The organism is Dietzia sp. DQ11-38-2, from assembly GCF_014145055.1.
Taxonomy (GTDB): domain Bacteria; phylum Actinomycetota; class Actinomycetes; order Mycobacteriales; family Mycobacteriaceae; genus Dietzia.
The window spans coordinates 1-2365 of the sequence record NZ_JAALDW010000469.1 but is presented as its reverse complement, the minus strand read 5'-3'; the positions used below and the strand labels follow the sequence as shown (position 1 = coordinate 2365).

2 protein-coding genes are annotated in these 2365 nt (G+C 70.3%); one reads left to right on the top strand and one right to left on the bottom strand.

All coding sequences use genetic code 11. From position 1 onward, the window contains the following. On the top strand, positions 1–637 hold a 637-nt coding region (locus G6026_RS14755), incomplete at its 5' end, for an oxidoreductase (protein ID WP_182613621.1). 500 nt (positions 638–1137) lie between these two features. Here the strand turns inward: G6026_RS14755 and G6026_RS14750 are convergent. Continuing rightward, the gene (locus G6026_RS14750; RefSeq protein ID WP_095717984.1) at positions 1138–1968 is read right to left on the bottom strand and encodes an HAD-IB family hydrolase; all 831 of its coding nucleotides are present in this window, start codon (positions 1966–1968) and stop codon (positions 1138–1140) included. Positions 1969–2365: the final 397 nt, after the last annotated feature.

The following is a 2365-nucleotide window of genomic DNA, read 5'->3' as shown; positions in this document are numbered from 1 at the left end:
CTGGCCCACCACGGCGGCGGAGTCGGTGCTGCGCGGTGCGCGGGCGTCAGCCGGGGTGGAGGGTGCCTCGGTGCGACTGGACGCCGACGGTGACCACGACGAGGTGCTCTCCGGCGCTCTGCGGGTGGCCGGCGAGCTGACGGGCGAATCGCTCGACCGGGCCGTGTCGGTGTGGACCCGGTCGCCGCTGCAGGAGCTGGCGCACCTGCATCTGCTGGCCGCGTCCGGCCCCGGGGTGGATATGGCGTCCCTCGGACGTCCCCGAGCCGATCGGGGAGTGGCCGAGCGGTTGCAGGGTCTGGCGGAGTTGGTGACGGGCGGGACGTCGGTGCCCGCCCCGGTCCTGGCGTCAGTGGTCCTGGGCGAACTGTCCGGCATGCGGCCGTTCGGGTCCGCTGACGGTGTGGTGGCGCGGGCGGCGTTCCGGTTGGTGACCGTGTCCACCGGCCTAGACCCACATTGTCTCGGCGTGCCCGAGGTGACGTTCTACCGGGATCCCGCCGGGCATCGATCGGCCCTGGAGGGCTTCGTCTCCGGTACCGGCGAGGGCGTCGGATCATGGATTCTCCACTGCTGTAGAGCGCTCGAGGCCGGTGCTCGCGAGGCCACCTCGATCGCCGAGGCCGCCGGGACCTGACCGTTCCTCTCGAGGGATGGCCTGTCCCTCACCGCGTGCGGCCCCACGGCGCGCGAATGGCGGGCCGGCACTCGTGCCGACCCGCCCACTCGCTGCGGTTCCATCGAGAGATCCGGGTACCAGGCGTCCTGTGGTCCGCCGTGTCGCCGGTCCGGGACAACCGTCGGTGACGGCTGGCGCGGACCCACGGCTGGGTTGCCTCTCGGGCGTCATCCGTCGCGTGGGTTCCGGAGTATCGATGACGGTGCCTCGGACGGGGAACCGTGACTTCTCCTCCGTCGCGGTCCTGGCGTCCTGCGTCACCGTGCTTTGAGCATGCCGCGCGGATCAGGGTCCCGGCGATGGTGGGATCCCACAAGGAACCCGGGGAGTTACCGGTGATTCCCGCCATCGCCTCCCGTGCGTTGGCCGGCGGACGATGAGGTGTTGTGCCCCGAACCCCGGTGGGATCTTCCGGGTGGGTGCGATCCGGGCGGGCCTCTCCGCTCGCGGGACCGGGGTCAGGCGCCCCGCCGCGCGGAACGCGCGAAGGACACCGTTGCGGCGCCCACCGCGAGTGCGATCGCCCCGACGCCGATGATCGGCCCGGACGCGCGTTCCAGCGTCGGCAGCAATGGGGTGGGGCTGGAGAAGGTGAGGATGGGCCACCCGCGCTCGAGGGCCTCACGGCGCAGGGTCCGGTCCGGGTTGATGACCGTGGGGTGTCCCACCTCCTCGAGCATCGGGAGGTCGGTGGAGGAGTCGGAGTAGGCGTACGAGGCCTCCAGGTCGTACCCGTAGCGCTGGGCGAAACCCCGGATGGCCTCGGCCTTGCCCGGACCCTGGCAGTAGAACTCGATGGATCCGCCGTATCGCCCGTCCGCATCGCGGCTCATGCGCGTCCCGGCGTAGTGGTCCACGCCGAGCATCCGTGCGATCGGTGCCACCAGCTCCTCCCCGGAGGCGGACACGATCACGAGGTCGTGGCCGAGCGCTCGGTGCTCGGCGAGGAGTTCCTGTGCCTCCGAGTAGACGGTGGGCGTGACTTTCTCCGTGAGGGCCTCGGTGACGATCCGCTCGACCTTCTCGGGCTCCCAACCCTTGGTGGCCGTCGCCATGGCCTGGCGGACCTTCTGCATCTGTTCGTCGTCGGCATCGGAGAGGCTGAAGGCGAGCTGCGTGTACGCCAGATCGATCACCGATCGGCGCGACAGCAGGCCTTCGTCGAGAAACGATTTGTTGAACGCGAACACCGACGAGGTGGCGATGATCGTCTTATCGAGGTCGAAGAACGCGGCGATCCGGCGAGGTCGGTGCGACGACCGAGGGCCCTTGAGGCGTGGGGCGGACACGACTCCACGATACGGTTCTTGTGCTCGAGGCGTGGATAAGTGATACTGATCACGCTCGAAAGAGCATCCCCCTACAGGTGCTCGATTCGTCCCCCCTACGAATCGGGACTCCGAGAAACCGCGGCGCCCCCCTGCCGCGGTTTCTCTCTGTTTCGGGGCGGTCGTTCCACCTCCGCCGGTTTTCCACATCCACGGTCTCTCCACAGCCCGCCCCCGGATGACGCTCCGGGCCGGGGGTGCCGACGGTCGTGTGCGCGACGCTGTGGCCGTGACCCAGAGCCCCCGCCCACCGCGCGACGCCGTCCCCGACCACCCGGCGGGCAGGACCGTCGCCGTTGATGTGGCCGACCCGGATCTGGACGCCGACGTCCGGGCGGTGCTCGCCGCCCTGGCCCTC